Here is a 21,440-nt window from a genome sequence, read left to right on the forward strand (position 1 = left end):
GCTTAAGTTACAAACCATCCTTGAAGGCTATGAATTAGCAAAGTCTCTTGAATCTGACTTGTGATCAAGAGACAGCTATAAAGTGCCTTTTATTTAATCAATAATTTAAAAGTAAAATATCAGCTACTTCCACTATTACTTATTCGTCTTTATTTATGACTGTTAACATAATCATCAAACATAAGTTTTTTAATGATAGGCACAGGTGCACTGCCGTAACTTAAGAATTGATCATGGAATTCTTTTAAGTTAAATTTATCACCAGTCGCTTGTTTTAACTCTTCACGTAACTGATAAATTTCAGAGTAACCTGTGAAATAACTCGTTAACTGCACTTGCGATAACGTAGCTCTGCGCCATTTACCTGTCGCTTCAGACTTTTCTTGGAAAGCTTGATTTATCATCATGTCCAAGGCTTCAGCTTCTGTTAAACCATTAACTTGAATGCTGTAATCCAAAATAGCATTCATGATCACACGTAAGTTCCACTTGTAATACATTAACCAAAGCTCTGGTTCATTATCGCCGTAACCTTCCTCTAACATCATACGTTCAGTATAAACCGCCCAACCTTCAATCATAGCGCCGTTACCAAAAATAGACTTAACTAAGCTTTTTGATTTGTTGCTGTGCACTAGTTGAGTGTAATGCCCCGGTACTGCTTCGTGTATGTTAAGTACTTGTAACAACCAATGGTTGTATTCACGTAAGTAACTTTCTGCTTGCTCGTCATTAAAGTTATCCAGCGGCGTCACGTTGTAATATGTATTAGCTTCTGCATCATAAGGCCCTGGAGCATTAATAGAGGCACCAGCAAAACCACGTTGGTATTCTGGCGTTTCTCTTACCACTAATGGCTTGTCTTTATCCATAGTGATTAAGTCATGTTTTAACACAAAGGCTTCTAACTCTGGAATTTGCTCACGAATACTACTGACAAAATCATCACGTTTAACGTGCTTAACCGAAATATGATCAATCACCTTCTTGATCATCACTAACTTATCTTGTGGTTTTTCAATACCATCAAAATACTTAGGCCATAGCTTATCCGCAATTTTAATCATCTCTTGATGAACGCGTTTTTTCTCGCTCACTGCTTTGGCAAATAATTCATCCGCCGTATAACCAGAGAAAATATCGAGTTTAAATTTTTGTTTATATAAGTCTTTACCAATGCGGAAGTCTTTTGCGGTTGTGCTTTGTTCTAACTCAACGGCTTTGGCTTCTAACCACGTGATATAACCGTTAATAGCTTTGTTTGTTTCAGCCAAACGCTGGGCAAATAGTTCTTTATCTTGAGCTGATAAACTAGAGCTTTTTACTTTTTCCGCAATAGAGGTTTTAAACAATCCAGCTGTACCAGCACTTTGCTGTAATGCTAGTTGAGTATGCGTTAACGTTGGATTAATTAAGTTTTGTTGCGCCGCTTTATAATATGCAGGAATGTTTTCCATACGTTTAATAATGGTTTGAAGACGCTCATTTAATGGTTTGTAATCTGTGTTTAAAATAACACCAAACACGCCCGCTACATTATAATTAGATGGATTCCACTGGCCGCTTTTTAATTCATTACTAGACCAAATACCGGACTCAAGCTGATTCTTTAAAATATAGAAATCACTGGCATTACTCGGACTTAATAATTCTGGGTTTATTGCATTTAACATTGCTAACTGCTGCTGATAAAAAGCTAAGTCTCGTTGTTTAGTTTCAGCATTTGGAATTGGCAATACATCATCGTATTTATAAAAACCAACATAAACCCCATAACCTGGATTTAACTGCCAAAACTGCTCAATAAACGATTCAGAGAATTGACTAAATGCTTTATTAGCAGTGCTAATATCTTCGGCGTTAGCACTGACTATTTCACTAGATGTTGAGTTATTGGAAGCTGGCTGACAAGCCGATAAAGTAGCAGCAACCAAAATACTTGCAGTAATCGCTAATGTTTTGGGAAATGAGGTGTTAAGTTTCATAACAGTTCCATATTGTATTGATATTAAGTGGCGTAACTCTAATAATAAACTTTATGGATTACTAGTAAAAACGACGGTTCACCTTTTTTGTGGGTTTTTAATAAGTAATGCATTACCACTTTTCATGATATAGATCATTTTCCACAACCTGTGACAGAGGTAATATACTACCAAAGATATCTTACTATTCAGTAAGATATATCATTTTAGGATTTTATAATGAAAGTTGCTGATATCCGCCTTATTCCGGGGCTTATTTCCATAATAACAATATTACTACTTTGGTTTGTTGTACCAGTTCCAGATGGCGTAACGGCAAATGCGTGGCATTTACTCGCTTTGTTTGTTGGTACTATTGTCGCCATTATTGGCAAAGTAATGCCAATTGGCGCAATCGCTATTTTAGCCATTACTTCTGTTGCCCTAACTGGCGTTACCAACGACAATCCTTCCATAGCAATAAAAGATGCTTTAAGCGGTTTTTCAAATTCACTTATTTGGCTGATTGGTATTGCCATTATTATATCAAGAGGGTTAGTTAAAACAGGTTTAGGCAATCGCATTGGTTATTACTTTATTTCTCTGTTTGGTAAAAGAACCATAGGGATTGGTTATTCATTAGCCCTTTCCGAATTAGTTATTGCACCAGTAACACCAAGTAATACCGCACGAGGCGGTGGTATAATCCACCCAATTATGAAGTCAATTGCCACTAGTTTTGGTTCTTCACCGGAACAAGGTACTTCACGTAAAATTGGTCATTACCTAGCTTTAGTTAACTACCATATTAATCCAATTACCTCTGCCATGTTTATCACGGCAACAGCTCCTAATCCATTAATTGTAAAACTAATTGCAGACGCCACAGGAGCAGATATAAGTATCACTTGGGGAACATGGGCACTTGCAGCCCTTCTACCTGGTTTATTATGTATCGCGTTAGTACCTTTAGTGGTTTATGCCATTTATCCGCCAGAAATTAAACGAACGCCTGATGCAAAAGTGTATGCACAATCCAAGCTAACAGAGATGGGTAAAATGTCTTACGGTGAGAAGGTAATGATAGGTGTATTTACTTTATTATTAACTTTGTGGGCTGGCGTGCCTGCCATGTTGTTTGGTGCTGATTATGCGGTAAATACAACCGCAGTTGCCTTTTTAGGTCTGTCTATTCTGCTGATAACTAACGTCTTAAGTTGGGAAGACGTACTTAAAGAAAAATCAGCTTGGGACACTGTAGTTTGGTTCTCTGCTTTAGTTATGATGGCAACTTACTTAAACAAACTCGGTTTGGTCGAATGGTTCTCAAATGTTGTGGGCAGTAACATTGAGCAACTCGGTTTTGGTTGGGGAGTATCAGTGGTTATCTTGGTTGGTGTGTACTTTTACGCACATTACTTTTTTGCCAGTACAACCGCACATATTACCGCTATGTTTGCTGCCTTTTTTGCAGCTGGTTTAGCTCTTGGTGCGCCACCTTTATACCTTGGGTTACTATTGGCTGGAGCTTCATCATTGATGATGTCATTAACCCATTACGCAACAGGCACATCACCAATCATCTTTGGTTCTGGTTATGTATCCATGAAGGACTGGTGGATTATGGGCTTAATTATGAGTGTTATTAACTTAAGTGTTTGGGGCATTGTAGGCGGGCTTTGGTGGAAATTCTTAGGGTATTGGTAGGATCATTTTTTAAAAATCAAGATCAGAGTAAATTTAATAACTGTATTTCTCGTTAATTTTACTCTGAGCTTTTTATACTTGATTAAAGCAAAGTCATATTTAATGAAGCTTCAATTTAGTTCCTACCAAGTTACTAACCTTTCTACTGAGCAATACCAACATGCCTTTAAACCAGCCATGAACCGCAAACTGATGCATATTGTATAAAGAGATATAAACCAACCTAGCTAATCGGCCCTCAATAAACATTGAACCATTAGATAAACTGCCCATTAACGACCCCACGGTGCTGTATTTACTTAAATGCACCAAAGAACCGTAATCTTTGTATTTGTAGGTTTTTAACGGTTTGCCTTTGAAGGTATTAATAAGATTGGTTGCCACTAGTGACGCCATTTGGTGAGCAGACTGCGCTCTTGGTGGTACCCAGCTGCCATCCTCTTGCTTAAAGCCGCAACAATCACCGAGTACATAAATAGTGTCATCTACTGTGCTCTTCAGCTCTGGTGTCACTAACACTTGTTGTGCTTTATTAGTTTCAAATATATTTAATTGCTTTAAGAAGTCAGGTGCCTTAACACCTGCTGCCCAGACCATTAAGTCGGCTTCTATTAGCTTGTCGTCACTGGTAACAAAACCTGACTTTTCTGCTTTTGCTACTCGGGTGGACTCTAATATTTTAATGCCTAACTTACTCAAAGCGCCACGAGCTGAGTTGGCAATTCGTTCAGGCAAGGCTGGTAATATTCGTTCACCCGCTTCAATAATTGAAATACTCAAACGCTCAGATGACATGTTTGGCATACCATACGAACGCGCTAAGTTGGCGATATGATGTAACTGAGCCGCTAACTCCGTGCCTGTTGCGCCACCACCGACAATAGACACTTTTAGTGTTTTGTGAACATCGGGAACTTGATTTAATTTGAGTAATTGATTTAACAGCGCTTTGTGGAATTTTTCAGCTTGTGCCAAAGAATCTAAAAAGTAGGCGTTCTCTCTAATACCTGGTGTATTAAAGTCATTACTTACACTGCCAATCGCTAATACTAAATAATCATATTCAAGATGACGTTCAGGTATTAACAAGTCGCCTTCACTGTCGTAAACCGCGTCTAATGTTATTGATTTTTTGGCAGCGTCAATATGACTCATTGAACCAAGTTGAAACTTATATTTGAAACGCGCTGCGTGAATTTGGTAATCAACCCCATCTGAATTTTTGTCGATGACACCTGCGGCTACCTCATGTAATAAAGGTTTCCATATATGTGTAATTTGGCGGTCTACTAAGGTAATTTCCGCCATTTTACGTTTGCCTAGAGTTTTGCTTAAACGACTAACTAGCTCTAAGCCTCCCGCACCTCCACCTACAATAATAATTTTTTGCATGATATGTCCTAAAGTTTAAATAAAAACAGGGAGCGTCCACGGCATGGCAGGATAAGGCACTAAGGATAGATATTTGTGCAAGTATAGTTAATGTTTTATTAAGGAAACAACTATCGATAGAAAACATAGTGGCCGTAGCTAATTAAGCAATGAAATAAGTATGACTTATTTCGCTAAAACTGGCTACTAAACCTAGCGTTATAAAGCTCTGTTTTTACTTTAATTTTACTCTTACCTGTCCCCATATATGTACAGGTTATTCAGTCATGTATATCTAGGTTTCAATGAAAAAAATAGTAAGCATAAAAAATACCGCTTAAAGCGGCATTTTCTAATTATCTTGGTACTCTCCAAAAATAGACAAAAGGTCCTTAAGAACATTTAGCCAAATAAACCTTTCAGTTTTGCTTTGGCTTTTTCTTCTAGTTCTTTTTTCTTTCTCTCTTCTTCGGCTTTTAACTTAGCTTTAGCTCTGGCTTTTTCAGCGTCAATTTTAGCTTTCTCTTCTGCTTCTTTAGCGTCTGCGTCAGCTTTCATTCTAGCCTTTTCTGCATCTACCTTAGCTTTGGCTCTGGCTTTTTCAGCGTCCGCTTCGGCTTTTAATTGAGCTTCGTAAGTTGAAATTTCTGACTTGGCTAATTTTTCTAACTCTTTGCTTTTTTCTTTTAAACTGCCTTCAGTTAAATTCAACTGCTTAAGTTGCTCGGTATAATCACCACCGTAAGCTAACAGTTGTTCATTAATTTTTTCTTTTAGATCATCTTCAAGCTCTGCTTGCTTTTGTTTTAAGCGTTTATTAAAGGCTGAATTTAATTGTTTGTCTAAGTCACTTCTTAAAGAAACATTTGGCGATTTAAGTTCACCGTTTGCACTGGTAGATACAGTAAATTGATTTACATTTTTAAGTGCGGCATTCATTTCTTTGGCGACAAATGTGGTGTCTTTGGTATCAAACTTAGCTTGTTTAAATAAGCCGTTACCAACTACGTCCATTTCACCTTTGGTAAATACAGCTTTTGCTGTGACTGACGCTTTACTGGATACCAGTTTCAAACCAACTAAACCCAATTTAACATTGGTCAATTGCCAACCTTGTAGGTTTAAATCAAACGAATCTTTTGATGGTGGTTTTCTGTGATCCATTACACCAGTAATTTTTAAGCTGTCCATATTTTTTAGGTTTTCACCCGTTGCTAATAAGCGCATTGGAGCGTTGATCACATCTTGCTGATTGGTAATATCTTGAACTTTAACAGCAACCTCGCCAACGGAACCTGTATCTTGTTCTAACTCAGGCAATTGCATGGTGAAGCTAAGCGTTTTAATCCAAAACTCCGGTAACGGGTTATCACTTTTAAAGTGGACTAAACGCCCTTCTAAACGTTTATCTTTCAGCTCTTGCATTTCAGCTTTGGCTTCGTCGTCTGACAATAATGGGCTGACTATTTCGTAATACTCTAGTGCGGTTTTAGCATAACCACCCACATCATCACCAAATAATAATGCGGCTAAATTAGTTGCGCCTGCGCCATCTAATTTGTATTTACCTTTTAAGTTAGCAAAATCTTGTGCTGGTGCGTCTTTTAGTTTTGACCATTTTTGGTTTAAGTCAGTCTTACTCTCTTTCACCGCTTTTGTCAGTTCAGCAATAGCTAACTTGTCTTGCTTAAATTTTGCGTTTAATGCATCAAATTCTTTTTTGCGTTGTTTAAAGTCTTCTAGGTTTTTGAATTTGCCTTTTAATATATTATTTAATTCAGTCTCATAATTTTTTAATGCATCTTCATTTGGTATATTTGCTAACGCAGTATCTATTGTTTGTTTATGCTGTTTGTAAGAATCTTCTAGGTCTTTACCGTATTGAGTAGTTAGTAAGTTTTCACGCGCTAATATCTCATCTGATGATGGTAAAATATCGCCTTCTGAGGCTTCTGCCGTTTCACTATCAGAATCGGAGTTATTAGAAGAACCTTCATCTGTAGAGGCGGTTTCTTCTTTTGACTCTTCCTCTTCTTGTTCCTCAACAACTAACTCACCAGAGAAGCTTCTTTGGGTTCCTAATGCAACGCCCGACAAAGTAACATCAGGAACAATGATATGTCCTAACAATAAAGGGAAAGCTTCCAGCGTGGCAACGGCAGTGTCAAAGCTAACTACATTTTCCATTGGGGCATTTTTATCTGCCACTTGTACACCCGTTACGGTTAATGACAATGGGTTAAATCCTAAGCTAATGTCTTCAACATTTACTTGTGCGCCAACAGCTTCACTGCCATATTTTTCAACCGCCATTTTCATTAAAGGACCAAGAGCTAATAACCAAAGGGCAGCAATTAAAGCAACCACAACAACAAAACCAGCTAAACCAGACCAACGTATCCATTTAATCATGATTATTCCCCTAACCTTTCGTAATACTTATAGAACTTACTGGCTTTAAGCATTTTGCTTATTTTCAGTTTTTCGAACCACTTCATTATTCTTACTCGGTAAGTAGACACAATAAAACGACTGATAATTAGCATTGGAATAAATAACAAAATAGAAATAACAACGCTGCCTAATAATAATGTGTGATTAAATTTAAATGCACGCCAAACATCACTTTGATAAAGCTCAGTCCACATTGATAGTAAGTCAGGGTTGTTAAGTAAGTATTCCCCTACTTTTATGGATAAAGGGTCAATCCCAAATGCAAGCAATGCAAATACCGCACTACCGAGAAAGAACGCGCCCAAGTTGACACGAATGGCAAACACAAAAAAGAAGATGATTAAGTTATGCAGACTAAAAAATGGTGTTAAACCAATAAATAAAGCAAAAGAAAAACCCAGAGCGATTTGACCGGGAGATGCATCGCCATTAAGCAATTTAAAAAACTTGCCTACAAAATTAAACATAAAAGTATCCTTAAGATTTGTTTATTATTCTATTAGTTTGCTGTGCCGTTTAGCCGCGCAATTTAGTAATGTGAAGAATAGCACTGTTTATAACGAACGCATTATTAATGCTAAGCGACGATTAAATATGAATGCACTAGTAAGATCAACCATTGAACACTTTGAATTACATAAAATCAATTACAAACTCTTTGTTTGCAAATTAAGCGTGTTTTCAATTTTCTTTAGCTCAGAAGTAGCTTCAGGACTTTCTGACTGTAAATAATGTAATTTCGCTCGTTTAATGTCTTGTGGCACCTTGCCTTTACCGTAGTGATATATGTTAGCTAAACGCAAACTAGCATCTTGCTTATACCGTTTAGAATTGGTGTCAGAGGGAAAGCCTAAAACAATAGTGAAGTACTTTATTGCCTGTTCATAATCCTGTTGTTCTTCATAAACAAGACCTACGTAATAGTTTGCTTTTGCGTCTTTATTAGTAATTTTATTATAGTAAACCAACGCTTTATCTAAGTTTTTAACAGGTCCATAACCATATTGGTACGCTATACCTAAATTAGAATACACACCATCATCACCATAACCGTATAAATTAGCTAGTCGCTCTAAATATATGATTGATTTTTTAATGTCTTTTGTTTCACCTGCTGAGTCAAAGTAAATACAATCTTCGCCACTACAAGAATAAGCAAGATAAAGTGTTTTGGTGGCTTCTTCATCGCCTAAATCGGATGCTTTTTTATGAAGTTCAAACCCTTTCTCAACATCTTGCAGATTTTTATTTATTTCAGGCGGGTCAATATAGAATTTGGCAATGTTGTTTAACGCTCTTATTTCGCCTCTATCAATCAACTGCTGATATATATTCATTGCAGTTTCTACGTCTTTTTCTGCGCTGGAATAAGACAGTTTTTTTCTAGCTAATTTATACATGCTTTTTACATCACCGGCATTCGCTGCCATTTCAAGGTATTTATAACCAGCTTGGTCTGCAGTATCCGCTTCATAACTAGACAATTGTCTTAGCGTTGGGATGTGTTGGTTTTTGTCGAGCTCTTGTAACAGCTTTTGCCGAAAGCTATCCGGCAACTCTTTTAGTAATTCAGGATCGTCCGTAAGATCCTCAATGATTTTTGTTTTTAATACTATATTATTGCTATCAAAAACAAATTTACGCCATTTATTTATTAATGCTGGCTGCTCAAAATCAGTTTCATCAATGTATGCCATTACCAATCTATACATTGCGGCTGAATTACCTTCCTCTGCTAATTTATTAAGCGCATCATAAGCTCTGAATTCCTGCCTATTGTCATAATAATATTTACTAAGCTCAGTGAGGGGCTGAATTAAATCTAATTCTAATATTTGAGCTTGAAGTGATAAGAACTTTTCTCTCTCATTATTTTTTTTGTAGAGTGTTAATAATTTTTCTGTCGCACCTTGCGTATTTAAAAGCATTTCTTTCTTCGATAATGCTTCTAGCTTTTGGTTATAAAGTTCACGGTCTGAAGAAAAGTAGAATGTATAATATTCTCTAGTTTTCTCTCTATAGCTTTTAGTTTCTCTATCATTGATATCAAACGATTTAGAATTGAATTTAAATGGATAACGGGGATATCTGTACTGCTTAGCATAAGCTAACGCTTCTGATTTTATATCTTCATTGCCTAACTTAATTATCTGCGTAAGTAATTCTTTAGCTTTGAATTTTTGTTTTTTACTTGTGTATATTTTAAACATCATCAACTGTAATTCATCCGACGATACAAGTTGTTCTGTTTTGACTTTATTATAAATATCTTCCGCGGCAAGAAATTCACTATAATCAAGGTTTATTTCAAATAAGGATAAATAGTCATTTTTATCTGCATTGAGTAGAATCTTACTTTCTACTGCTTTTCGTTTTTTATATTCATAAAATTGCAGGAAATAACCATATAAATTGATCAGCGCATTTTTATTACCGTCAAATTCCGGCGCAAATGATGCTGACTTTTCCAGTAAAGCTAGATACTTTTTTCGGCCATTGATAAACATGCTTTCGTATTTAACAAACAAAACTCTAAATGCTTCAATATCTTCTGGTGAATCACTTTTTAGTACTAAGTCGTACCATTTATGGAAATACTCTAATCCTTCTTTGGTCTCAGGAAATAAGTAGTCTTTATTCAAATCAAGCATGGCAGTAATATCACCTTGCTCAGCTTGAGCTATAAGCTCGGCTTTTTTAGCATATCTTGCTTGTGACTTAATTTGTAAGATTTGAGAGCTGTTATAAGAGCGATTTTCTGAACCAGCACAGCCAGTGAGGATAAAAACAAAAACGAGTAATGTAGTAATTAATTTCATTGTGACCTTTATAAGATGGGGCATAAATAAAACCTGTACTGCCAAGCAGTACAGGTTCATTTATTAGTTGGTTTTACATTCTCTTGAATTCAAATACTAGGGGCTATTTACCTTTCATTTTACGCAACGTTGAGTGGAAAATCATTCCCAATCGCGGCATAAACATCGAGGTTTAATGGATTAAATAAGTATGTTTATAACAAAGAGTGGGGATAATTTAACCTCAACCCGAAGGGCTGGGTCTATTTGTCACCCCAACTTCGTTCTTGTTATTTTAGCCAGACACTTAAATAGAACCACTATTTGCGAGTCTTCTGCCTCGCTGGATGCAACAAATAGCCGCCAGCGTTGCAAAAATGAAAGATAAATAGCCCCTAGGTGTATAACTTTATAATTTATTAATATTTAAAGTTTTCATTAGTTTCCGTTGAGGTTGTAACATCTAAATTTTCGACCGTTTTTGTAGTATCACTTGTTGGCTGTTCTTTCTCATTTTTTACTAATGAGGCTAAGGCACTACCAGAAACTACATCTTCTAATGAACCACCTAAACCTAGCTCATTTAATAAAGCTGAAACCACAGGTGCTTGTGCTTTATAACCTAATGCAGCATTTGTAAGTTGTGACATAGGATCTGCACTAGAGTTTCCTGTACCGTCTGAATTTCCAGTAGATGCACCACCATAACCTTGTAAGATTTTAATACCTTCAATATTTTTAAGTGGCTCAACTGCTTGAGCAACAACATTAGGTAATGCTTCTAGCATTGCTAATACACGACGAAGCTCTACTTGGCCTTCACTCAAGGCATTGTCTGCTTCATTAAGAATACGGCGACCTTCAGCATCAACTGAGTATTGTTTCTCGTCAGCTTCAGCTTTCATTATGATAGCGTCGGCATCCGCTCTAGCGACAATAAGCTTAGAGTCAGCATCATCCTGAGCTGCTTTTTTAGTAGCTTCTGCACCAACAATAATACCTACCGCTTCACGCTCAGCTACTTTACGTGCATCAATGACTTCAATTTGCTTTTGACGTTCAGCTTTAGCAACCGCACCTGCAGTAACTACACCTTCCTCTTTTATTACACGGTCTTGTTCAGCAGCGGCGGCTTTTGCACGAGCTGCTGACTCAGCTTCTGATTTTTCAGCAATGATAATTTGACGTTCTTGTTCAGCAACTTCAAGATCACGCTGTTGGTTAATTTGCATTTTATCGAGCGCTAATTTTTTCTCAATTTCCGCGGCTTCAACAGCACGATTTTTAGCAATTTCAGCTTGACGCTCTTTTTGCTCTTGCTCTTCGCGGCTAGCTGCGATTAATGCTTTTTGCTCGGCTTCTTTTACTTGAATTTCTTGTTGTTGTGCAATTTCAGCTTCACGTTTTTGTTGAGCAATAGCTAATGAATCTTTTGCGGCTTCAAGATTACGTTGTTCTATTGCAATGCGATTTTCTTGCTCAACTTCATTGGTTCGTTGTTTACGACCTTCAATTGTTTCTGCAAGTTTTGCACGACCTTGGGCGTCAAACGCATTGTTTTCATCAAAGTATTCAAGTTTGGTTTGGTCAAAGCTAGTAAGAGAAACAGATTCAAGTTCAAGTCCATTTTGTGCTAACTCGTCAGCAATGGCACTTTGTACTGCAAGGATAAAGTCTGGACGGTTTTTGTGAAGTTCATCCATCGACATAGAAGCGGCTGCTGAACGGAGTGCGCCAACAAACTTAGACTCCATTAATTCTTTTACTTTATTTGGGTCATCCAAACGGTCACCGAGTGCTTGCGCTGCTTTAGCAATAGAACCTGTGTCACTTGCCACACGAACATAAAAGTCTGCGCCAACATCTACACGCATACAATCTTCAGTGATCAGAGCTTCACCTTCTCTTTTCTCAACACGAATACGCAACGTACGCATGTTAACTCTCATTAATTCTTGGAAACCTGGGATCAACATGACACCACCGGTAGTAATAACCTTTTCACCACCTAAGCCAGTTTTTACCAATGCTGAGTCTTTTGTCGAACGCTTATACATTCTCGACAAGGTGAATCCAACGATGAAGATAACCAGTAAAAAGATACCGGCAATCGCTGCGTAAGCGATAACATTACTTAATTCCATTTTAATTACTCCGAGTTAGTTAATAACTTTATTTTTTATGTTTTAAAATATTAGAGACTGTTTAGCTTTCATAAGGCATAGCTAGCCAGATGGCGCTATTGTCTATTTTTTTGACTAGGATAACTTTGTGATGCTGACTAAGAACCACACCTTCATCCATAGATTGTATTCTGACGTTATGAGAGGTTTCATGCTCATCAAGCACAACCCCCATAGCAAATTTTGTATAGGTCGCATTACCAATAGTTATATCGGCAACTCTGCCTGCAAAGGTATCTGTACTAACCGCTGTGGTTTCAATTTTAGGAAACAGTTTGGCGAATAAATTACATAAAAAGCCATTTATAGTAAAAGAGGCAATACTGACAGGGATAATGCTGACCCAAATTGGCATGTAACCAACCAAAGAATATGATATTGCGTTGGCGCCGTAACCGATAAGAGTGAACAAGCCAAAAAAGAAGGTTAACCAAATAATTAGCGGTACTTTACCTAAGCCTAAAAGCGTTAAGTGACCACCTACATCCGTGTCGACATCAAAGTCTATCGCACTATCAAAAGCATGACTTAAACTCATACCAACTAATAACCCCAACACCTCAACAGTAAAAAGAATAATCAAAAAACAAAGTGCGAAAAAATATGGACCGTTAGTCGTATGAGTCAGAAATTCAATAAACATGCAGTTTCCTTACAGGATTGATTTATAAAAAGAATAAACGATGATCCTTATCGATTCAACTATATATACTTTGTTGTGGTTCAGCGGACTTTATTAATCTGCTAACTCAGTAAGTAGCTGTTCACACCAATCGGCAATGCGTTTTTCAGTTAAGTCGTATTGACCTTCATCATCTAGAGCCAATCCAACAAAATGAGACTTATCTGCCGTTAATGCCTTTGATGCAATAAATTCATAATCATCACCATTTGGCCAGTAACCTATTGGGTTTGCACCTTGATTAATACATACGTCGTGCAACATACCAAGTGCGTCTTGGAACCACTCTGCGTAACCTTCTTGGTCGCCAAGGCCAAATAATGCAAGGGTTTTACCTTTGAGGTCTAAACTTTCAACGTCTTGCCATTGGCTTTCCCAGTCTTCTTGTAACTCGCCAAAGTCCCAAGTTGAAATACCAAAAATTAAAACGTCAAAATCGGCAACATTGCTAAGTTCAGTATCTTTAATATTGAAAATTTCCACCACAGGAACGTCAAACAATTCATTTAATTTGGTTTGAATTTTTTCCGACGCTATTTCGGTATAACAAGTAGTTGAACCATAAAACAAGCCAATTTTCATAAAAATGCTCTTTGCAAAAAATAAAGATGACAGTATTAATTAAGTTAATACTAGGAAAACGGCCGCAAGTTTAGCAAAATGCTAAATACAAAAACATATTTACGGAACATTATATTTGGTGCTGGATTTACAACAACAAAACCAAGCTAATATTACTCTTTTTTTAGATCATCTTTGGTTAGAAAAAGGCTTAAGTGATAACACCTTGGCGGCTTATAAAAATGACCTGAGTCAGTTCAGTTTATATCTTGTTGAGGAAAATTTAACACTAAGTAATTGTAATGAAAGCGCGGTGGAAGGTTTTATCGCTAAGCGCATTGATAAAGGCATAAAACATCGTTCCAATGCGCGTTGCTTAAGTGCGATTAAGCGTTTGTTTAAATATTTGTTAGTTATAAAAGTACGTGATGATAATCCAACGTCATTAACTAAAGCGCCAAAGTTAGGGAAAAGTATTCCAAAAGTATTGTCGGAGCAAGATGTGATCGCCCTGCTTAATTGCCAAAACTTAGAAATTCCCATTGAGTTTAGAGACAGAGCTATGCTTGAACTTTTATACGCGACGGGTTTGCGAGTAACTGAGTTAATTAGTTTACGTTTGGATAATATCAGCCTAACGCAAAACATTGTGCGTGTTGTAGGTAAAGGCCAAAAAGAACGATTAGTGCCAATGGGGGAAATTGCCGCTGAATGGTTACAGAAATACATTAGTTTTGAGCGGCCACAATTATTAACTGGCGACTCAGATGTATTATTTCCATCACGGCGTGGCAATATGATGACTCGACAAGCATTTTGGCATCGTGTTAAATATTATGCCTCACTGGCTGGTATTAACGTTCATTTGTCCCCACATACATTACGTCATGCATTTGCAACACATTTGCTTAATCACGGTGCTGATTTAAGAGTGGTACAAATGTTATTGGGTCATAGCGACCTTTCAACTACTCAAATTTATACGCATGTAGCTAAAGAAAGATTAAAATCTTTACATATGGAGCATCACCCAAGAGGTTAATGCTTTTATTCCTCTGCGTATTTACGTACTATTTGGCTAACTGTTTACCCGTAGTGGTAAATCATTTATTACGTTCAGTTAATAATGAGATTTTTATTAGCAACTTTTAGCTAAAGAATGAAACTTAATTGACCTAATGCTGGTCTACTACTTTACACAGATCAATTTTACTTATGCATAATGATTGTAAATAACCAACTTATAATCAAGGTTTTACTAATAAACGTGCTTATCGTGCTTATATAATTAACATGCAAATACAAAAAACAGGAATGACTATGTCTTCAAAATTAACCACCTTTTTATCCGCTGTTAGCTTATTAGTTGTTTCTAACTTTGCTTTAGCAACTACTTCCGATGAAGAAGCTGCAATCAAAACAAAATTTGTTGGACTAGGTTTACAAGCTACTAGTATTAAAGACACACCAATGAAAGGCTTAAAAGAGGTTTCTACTGACCGTGGTATTTTTTATGTTTCAGCAGATGGTCAGTTTTTTATTGCCGGGCGTTTGTTTGACTTAAACAACAATATGAAAAACCTAACAGAAGTCGCTATGCAAGAATTACGTCTTGATGGTATTGCCAGTTTTAAAGACTCTATGATTGTTTATCCTGCCAAAAACGAAAAGCATAGAATTACTGTATTCACCGACACAACTTGTGGCTATTGCCGTAAGCTTCATGGTCAAATGAGTGAATACAATGATTTAGGTATTACTGTTCAATATTTAGCTTTCCCACGTGGTGGCATTAACAGCAAATCATTTTACGATATTCAATCAGTTTGGTGTGCACAAGACCAACAGAAAGCGATGACTGAATCTAAAAGTGGTAACAATGTTAAATCAGCACAATGTAGCGCGCCAATTGAAGCTCAGTATAAATTAGGCCAAGCATCTGGTGTAAATGGTACACCGGCAATTGTTCTTGACGATGGCTCTATGATCCCAGGTTATAAACCGCCAAGTGAATTACTGAATATACTAGCTCAGTAATATTAGCTCACTGCTCCAACTCGTAGCTTACATTAAACTTAAGTCCTCTTAGTTTACATGTAGGTTACGCGTATTTTATCTCAACCTTGTTAGCCATATTCTTCTGACTACACTTAACATTCAATACAAGTGATCTATATAACGTCCTATGCTCAATATTAAACGCCGCGATATCAATAACGACCTATCAGGTCTTGCCGAATTTCATCCAATTATTCAAAAAATATACGCTGGTCGTGGGATCACTAAGACAGAGCAAATTAAACGTTCTGCTGCTGACTTGTTACCTGTATTTACCATGAAAGGCATTCAAACTGCGGCTGAAGTATTAACCGATGTGTTAAACCAACAGCAACGAATTACTATTGTTGGTGACTTTGATGCAGACGGTGCAACCAGTACGGCATTAATGATATTAGGTTTAGCTAAACTAGGTTTTAAAAACGTTAACTTTAAAGTACCTAACCGTTTTGAATATGGTTACGGGTTAAGCGTTGAGCTAAGCCAAGAGATCATTAATCAAGGTACTGATGTCATTATCACAGTGGACAATGGTATCTCTTGTTTAGATGGAGTGGCGCTTGCCAAACAAGCTGGCATAAAAGTGATTGTTACTGACCATCATTTACCGGGAAAACAATTACCCAATGCCGATGCGATTATTAATCCTAATCAACCAGAATGTGAATTCGCCAGTAAAAATTTGGCCGGTGTTGGTGTGGCGTTTTATTTATTATTAGGTTTACGATCTCACCTTAGAGACATTAATTGGTTTGAGTTAAATAACCACCAGCAGCCTAATTTAGCTGAATTTTTAGATTTAGTGGCATTAGGCACGGTAGCCGACGTAGTGCCGCTAGATAGCAATAATCGTATTTTGGTTCACCAAGGTTTAGCCCGTATTAAAAAAGGCGTTTGTCGTTCTGGTATCAAAGCCATAATGCAATTAAGCAATAAAGATGCGAGTAAAGCTAAGGCCTCTGATTTCGGTTTTGTTATTGGTCCAAGATTAAATGCAGCAGGCCGTTTAGATGATATGGCCTTTGGTATTCGTTGTTTGCTAACGGACAATATGGGCGCAGCCTTAAACATGGCCGAGGATTTAAACTCGTTAAACAATGAAAGAAAAGAAATTGAGCAAGGTATGCGTATTGAAGCAGAAGCAGCAGTTAATACCATATCTATCACTAGCGGAAATTTGCCAAACGGTATTTGCGTATTTGAAGAAAACTGGCACCAAGGTGTTATTGGTATTGTAGCGGGACGAGTCAAAGATAAGTTCTATCGCCCTACTATCGCATTTGCTCAAGGTGATTGTGACGCTAATGGTGAGTATGAATTAAAAGGCTCAGCTCGTTCTATTCAAGGTGTGCATATCCGTGATGTATTAGATCAAGTGTCTACGCAAAACCCAGGTCTTATCCTCAAATTTGGTGGTCATGCAATGGCGGCCGGATTAAGTATTAAAGCTGGAAACTTAGAACGATTTAAACTCGCCTTTGATGCTGTAGTACTTTCTCATTTAAGTGAAGAAGCGTTAACTCAAGTTACTTTAACTGACGGTGCATTACCGAGTGAATGTTTAACTAAAGAGTTTAGCCAACAACTTGATTTAGCAGGCCCTTGGGGACAAGCATTTGCCGAGCCCACTTTTGACGATCAATTTGAGATCATCAGTCAGCGATTAGTTGGAGCTAAGCATTTAAAGCTAGTACTAACTAACAGTGACGGACTTGTTTTTGATGGCATTCATTTTAATGCAGACTTAAATGTTTGGCCTAATCCTAATATTAAACATACACATATTGTGTATCAGTTGGATATTAATGAGTTTAGAGGCGAGTCAAATTTACAGTTAATGATCAGAGACTTAATGCCAGTTTAAGTCTCTTCCATCACTTAGCACTTAATTACTTAACTAATAATCCTGTTTGCAATGCGTTTTTATAAGCACTTATCGCCGGTAATAGTCCCATAAATAAGCTCACCGCCAATACACTAAACACTATATATAATGTGTCTTGGCTTAAAAAGCTTACATCTATAAATATTCCGTAATAAGCTGATAGTATTGGTGCTGTTGCCAAGCTAACGCCCCACACCATCACCATTGCTAACACTAAACTTATCAGCGTTAGCACTAAAACTTCTAATTCAATTAAACAAAAAATAAATAACGGACTTGCACCTAATACTCTTAATATTGAAATCTCTCTGCTACGTTCACGCATAGAGGCTAATAGCATAGTGCTCATGCCCAATAAGGTAGCGAATAATACTAAGATAGAAATAAGCAGTAATACTTTTTCCATACTCGCCATCATTTGCCATAACTCAGTTAATGCCACACCCGGAATAATTGCCATTAATGCTTCATCTTTATAATCATTAACGGCTTTTTGTACATACAAACTAGCAAATTTAGCTTTAACACCAACGAGAACAGCGCTTACTTTTTCAATTTTTGCCTGCTGATGCTCTGCATGTTCCTCATGCTCGTCATGTTCGTCATGCTCGTCATGTCCTTCATGTCCTTCATGTCCTTCATGCTCGTCATGTTCTTCATGTTCTTCATGTTCTTCAGCGTGCGGAGCTACATGCATTACTTCAATACCAAACAAACTAATATGCAACGTTTGATCAATCGGTGTACCTGTAGCGGCTAAAATACCAGAGACGGTAAATCTAACATGGTCGTGATGGTGGAAACTTGTCACTCCTACACCATGAGACAAAACTAGTGAGTCGCCCAACTTATAACCTAGTTTCTTTGCAACATCAGATCCAAGAACAACCTCTTGCACATTGCCTGTGGCGTTAGAAAATACTTTACCTTGGCTCAATTTTAATGATTGTTTATTTCCATATTTAAATACATCAAAATACTCTTGAGTTGTGCCTAGTACAGAATAACCTTTGTGCGAATCGCCTAATGATATTGGTACCGCCCATTTGACATTTTTTTGAGTTTTAATCGTTTGATAAGAATCCCAGCTCACCGAATTACTGACATAACCGATTCTGAAAACTGATGCTAACAACAAGTTTAACTGGCCTGTTCTAGCGCCAACAATGAGGTCGACACCTGAAACAGTCCGGCCAAAACTGGTTTTAGCTTGGTTGGATATTTGTTTAACCGCTAACAATACAAACAAGCTAGTGGCCACAGATAAAACCGTTAACCAAGCTGTGGTTTTTCTATTAATTAGACTTTTAAGGGCTATCTTAATAAACATGTTATGACTCCCCTGATATTGACATATCGCTGTGTAACTCTGAGGTTAAAACATGCGCTTGGTTTAATACCGACATTTCCACTACAGATTCAAATTGCTCAGCTAAGGATTGGTCGTGACTGACAAATAACAAGGTACAATTGGTACTTTTAACTAATTCAAATAACAATGCTAAAAATGCAGATTTACTTTGCTGATCCAGTGCCGAGGTTGGTTCGTCCGCAATAAGTATTGCTGGTTCATTAACCATAGCTCGGACAATCGCCACTCTTTGTTGTTGACCAACACTGAGTTCACTTGCTTGTTTGGATAATATAGAAAGAGGTAAATTCAACTTAGCGATTAATAGCTCAATTCGATTTTGCAATGCCGTTTTGTCATTCGTTTTTTTAGCAAGGTGAGCCGCCAGTAAAATATTATCTAATACTGACAAGTAAGGAATTAAATTAAGCTGTTGAAATATAACACCAATATTTTTCGCTCTAAATGCATCAAGCTGCTTACCGGACATTTTTGTTAACGTTTGCCCCAGCATAATTAACTCACCACTGTCTGGGCTGTTAATACCTGATAATAAATTTAACAAGGTTGACTTACCAGAGCCCGACACACCAGAAATAAAAGTGTGCTGACCACGACTAACTTGCCACTTAGGTATGTTTAATACTAGATTTGGAACTTTTTTGTTCGAGACTTTGTCATAGCTAAATAGAATATTAGAAAACTTGATAATTGGATCTGACACGGAAACTCCTAACAAGGAAACTTAACCTAAACAATAGGTTGAATATAAACATAAAAAAAACTCATGGCTAATTTACAATGTTTTAAAGCAAAGCGCATTAGCTTATGGTTAAATAGGCTATTAAATGAAGTTAACAACTTTAACAAAAGGAATTGTCAGTGTTAGATATTTACGTTGGTAAAAAAGCCAGATCCATTATTGAACAACAAGGGTTACACCAACAAGCCTTTTCTATGTTCTTAGGCGCAAGCGGTGGCCCTAAATGGTTTGCGTTATTTGGTTTAGATAAATATCTTTTTGGTGAATTTTTTAAAGGCAGAAATCAACCATTAGAAATGCTTGGCTCTTCAGCTGGCGCATTTAGAATAGCCTGCTTTACTCAAGACGATCCTGTCACGGCTATATCAAAACTGGCTTATCAGTATTCTGAAAGTGATGTTCACACTAAAATGACCGCAGAAGATCTAACCAATATGGCTGAGGATATGCTAGAGCATGTTTTCACCGACAGCGGTATTGAGCATGTAGTCAACAATCCTATTTTTAAAGCTAATTTTATTGTGACTAAAGCAAACGGCTTAGTGTCATTTGAAAATAAACTCGTCCAAGGTTTTGGTTTACTCGAGTCTTATGTTTTAAATAGGCTAAACCGAGGTTACTTAAATCTACAATACGAACGTTTTATATTTCGTCATCAAGACTCTATATTAGAAATAAAAGACCCCTACGAAATAGATACTCAATATATCAATTTATCACCAGAGAATGTTAAAGACTCTTTATTAGCCTCGGGTTCTATTCCTTTAGTTATGGCTGGCATAAAAGATATAGCAGGAGCACCTAAAGGCATGTACCGTGATGGCGGCGTAATTGACTATCACTTTGATATTAGCTTTAACAAAAGTGGTCTTATTTTATACCCACACTTTAACAAAGCTCCTAAAGCTGGTTGGTTTGATAAAAAGTTATCACGTGCAGTTAGTGCAGATAATTATGATCGCACGGTAATGTTAGTGCCATCCGATGAATTTATTGCTCAATTACCTTTTGGTAAAATTCCAGATAGAACTGACTTTGAAACCATGGATTTAAAAACCCGTGTTAAATATTGGCATACGGTATTTGAAGAAACCGAAAAACTGGCTGATGAGTTTAAACGAGTAATAGATCAACAAGATTTGTCGGTGTTAAAACCCCTACCTTTCTAATTTAACTAGCTAGATTGTCAGTTGTGACTAATACTGTTTTTATTCGGCACGTTTGTTAGTAAAAAATTGTTACTACAGGTGCTATTAATACAGGTACTAAATCTATGAAAGACTGCAATCAATGTGGAAAATGCTGTATTAAGTATGGTCACGATGGCTTATCGGTTACCGATGAAGAAATTGAAATGTGGGAGCTGTTTAACCCAGAAATTAGCGAATATATCCTAAACGGTAAAACTTGGTTCCACCCCGACACCGGAAAACCTCTTGATATCTGCCCTTGGTTAACAAAATTAAAAGGCGAAGAAAAGTACATATGCGAGATATACTTTGACCGCCCAGACGACTGCAAGTATTACCCAACCTCTATTCCTGAAATGATCAGAGATGAATGCGAGATGATTGAAGCCCAAGACATCACCGATATGAAAAAAGCACAAACAAAACTAGACCAACTAATGGCAGACAGTCGCCCTGCTTTGCAATAAACTACT

Annotated in this window: 16 protein-coding genes; 6 read left to right on the plus strand and 10 right to left on the minus strand. The window is 37.1% G+C overall.

Features of this window, described 5'->3' with window-relative positions:
- Positions 1-149: 149 nt before the first annotated feature.
- On the minus strand, positions 150-1,985 hold the full coding sequence (locus Q0940_RS06975) for a DUF885 domain-containing protein (protein WP_299266141.1): 1,836 nt from the start codon (positions 1,983-1,985) through the stop codon (positions 150-152).
- Positions 1,986-2,204: 219 nt separating this feature from the next.
- Here Q0940_RS06975 and Q0940_RS06980 point away from each other — a divergent pair, with 219 nt between their 5' ends.
- Complete coding sequence (locus Q0940_RS06980; protein ID WP_299266143.1) at positions 2,205-3,671, plus strand: DASS family sodium-coupled anion symporter; 1,467 nt, start codon at positions 2,205-2,207, stop codon at positions 3,669-3,671.
- 99 nt (positions 3,672-3,770) lie between these two features.
- On the opposite strand, the gene Q0940_RS06985 is transcribed toward Q0940_RS06980, so the two are convergent.
- The 7 genes from Q0940_RS06985 to fldB form a co-directional block, all read right to left on the minus strand.
- Positions 3,771-5,063 (minus strand): NAD(P)/FAD-dependent oxidoreductase, encoded by a 1,293-nt coding sequence (locus Q0940_RS06985; RefSeq protein WP_299266146.1) that lies wholly within the window; start codon positions 5,061-5,063, stop codon positions 3,771-3,773.
- 381 nt (positions 5,064-5,444) lie between these two features.
- On the minus strand, positions 5,445-7,454 hold the full coding sequence (locus tag Q0940_RS06990) for a TIGR03545 family protein (protein WP_299266150.1): 2,010 nt from the start codon (positions 7,452-7,454) through the stop codon (positions 5,445-5,447).
- 2 nt (positions 7,455-7,456) lie between these two features.
- Positions 7,457-7,963, minus strand: a complete 507-nt coding sequence (locus tag Q0940_RS06995; protein ID WP_299266154.1) for a TIGR03546 family protein — start codon at positions 7,961-7,963, stop codon at positions 7,457-7,459.
- 180 nt (positions 7,964-8,143) lie between these two features.
- Positions 8,144-10,315: a tetratricopeptide repeat protein gene (locus tag Q0940_RS07000; protein WP_299266158.1), complete on the minus strand. Its 2,172-nt coding sequence runs from the start codon at positions 10,313-10,315 to the stop codon at positions 8,144-8,146.
- A 398-nt stretch (positions 10,316-10,713) separates the two neighbouring features.
- The gene (locus Q0940_RS07005; RefSeq protein WP_299266161.1) at positions 10,714-12,438 is read right to left on the minus strand and encodes a flotillin domain-containing protein; all 1,725 of its coding nucleotides are present in this window, start codon (positions 12,436-12,438) and stop codon (positions 10,714-10,716) included.
- A 61-nt stretch (positions 12,439-12,499) separates the two neighbouring features.
- Entirely contained in the window at positions 12,500-13,120 is a 621-nt protein-coding gene (locus Q0940_RS07010) for an OB-fold-containig protein (protein ID WP_299266164.1), read from the minus strand.
- A 93-nt stretch (positions 13,121-13,213) separates the two neighbouring features.
- Positions 13,214-13,741, minus strand: a complete 528-nt coding sequence (gene fldB / locus Q0940_RS07015) for a flavodoxin FldB (RefSeq protein WP_299266167.1) — start codon at positions 13,739-13,741, stop codon at positions 13,214-13,216.
- A gap of 121 nt (positions 13,742-13,862) precedes the next feature.
- Here fldB and xerD point away from each other — a divergent pair, with 121 nt between their 5' ends.
- The 3 genes from xerD (at position 13,863) to recJ (ending at position 17,642) form a co-directional block, all read left to right on the plus strand.
- Positions 13,863-14,762 carry a site-specific tyrosine recombinase XerD gene (xerD, locus tag Q0940_RS07020; protein WP_299266538.1) on the plus strand — a complete coding sequence of 300 codons (900 nt, stop codon included), beginning with the start codon at positions 13,863-13,865 and terminating at the stop codon, positions 14,760-14,762.
- Between the two features lie 278 nt (positions 14,763-15,040).
- Positions 15,041-15,757: a bifunctional protein-disulfide isomerase/oxidoreductase DsbC gene (gene dsbC / locus Q0940_RS07025; protein WP_299266170.1), complete on the plus strand. Its 717-nt coding sequence runs from the start codon at positions 15,041-15,043 to the stop codon at positions 15,755-15,757.
- A gap of 148 nt (positions 15,758-15,905) precedes the next feature.
- The gene (recJ, locus tag Q0940_RS07030; protein WP_299266173.1) at positions 15,906-17,642 is read left to right on the plus strand and encodes a single-stranded-DNA-specific exonuclease RecJ; all 1,737 of its coding nucleotides are present in this window, start codon (positions 15,906-15,908) and stop codon (positions 17,640-17,642) included.
- A gap of 25 nt (positions 17,643-17,667) precedes the next feature.
- On the opposite strand, the gene Q0940_RS07035 is transcribed toward recJ, so the two are convergent.
- Both Q0940_RS07035 and Q0940_RS07040 read right to left on the minus strand, forming a co-directional pair.
- Complete coding sequence (locus tag Q0940_RS07035; protein ID WP_299266177.1) at positions 17,668-18,993, minus strand: ABC transporter permease; 1,326 nt, start codon at positions 18,991-18,993, stop codon at positions 17,668-17,670.
- 1 nt (position 18,994) lies between these two features.
- A complete protein-coding gene (locus Q0940_RS07040) occupies positions 18,995-19,738 on the minus strand; it encodes an ABC transporter ATP-binding protein (protein ID WP_299266180.1) in 744 nt (247 codons plus the stop codon).
- A gap of 158 nt (positions 19,739-19,896) precedes the next feature.
- Between Q0940_RS07040 and Q0940_RS07045 the strand changes: the two genes are divergently transcribed.
- Entirely contained in the window at positions 19,897-20,946 is a 1,050-nt protein-coding gene (locus tag Q0940_RS07045) for a patatin-like phospholipase family protein (protein ID WP_299266181.1), read from the plus strand.
- A gap of 104 nt (positions 20,947-21,050) precedes the next feature.
- A complete protein-coding gene (locus Q0940_RS07050; RefSeq protein WP_299266183.1) occupies positions 21,051-21,434 on the plus strand; it encodes a YkgJ family cysteine cluster protein in 384 nt (127 codons plus the stop codon).
- Positions 21,435-21,440: the final 6 nt, after the last annotated feature.

Origin of the sequence: uncultured Psychrosphaera sp. (genome assembly GCF_947500655.1) — a bacterium.
Classification (GTDB): Bacteria; Pseudomonadota; Gammaproteobacteria; order Enterobacterales; family Alteromonadaceae; genus Psychrosphaera.